Genomic DNA, 440 nt, shown 5'->3' on the forward strand with positions numbered 1-440 from the left:
CTGCTGAAGATCGGCTCGGTCGCGGGGCCGTGGCTGCGCGAGCGAATCGACGACACGCTCGTCGGCGTGAAGTCGGGCCTGAACGCCGGCGAGGCGCTGCTCAACGCCGGCTATCAGTTTCCGTCGCGCGAGATCGTCGAGGATCTGTGCATCTATGCCGAATACGGCGGCTTCGACGCCGCGCTCAAGATGCTCGCCGACGAATGGCTCGAGGAGGGCGTCGCGCGGATCACCGCGCAGATGCGCGTGCTCAACGGCGTCGCGATCGTCGTGCTCGCGCTGGTGATCGGCTGGCTCGTGACGGGCTTCTTCGGCATCCAGCAGGAAATCGCCGCAATGACGCGCGCGATGCATTGACGTCGCGCATTTTCAATTCAGGAGAAACCAGCATGAAACCACTCGCCGCCCATCCCGCCTATCGACACGAGCCGGCGTTCTGC

1 protein-coding gene is annotated in these 440 nt (G+C 65.0%); it reads left to right on the forward strand.

The genetic code is table 11. The features are described from left to right. Positions 1–357: type II secretion system F family protein (locus J5M58_RS27090; RefSeq protein WP_207880526.1), on the forward strand; the 357-nt coding region annotated here is incomplete at its 5' end. Between the last annotated feature and the right edge of the window lie 83 nt (positions 358–440).

Origin of the sequence: Pseudomonas sp. 32_A, assembly GCF_017490905.1 — a bacterium.
GTDB classification, from domain to species: domain Bacteria; phylum Pseudomonadota; class Gammaproteobacteria; order Pseudomonadales; family Pseudomonadaceae; genus Aquipseudomonas; species Aquipseudomonas inefficax.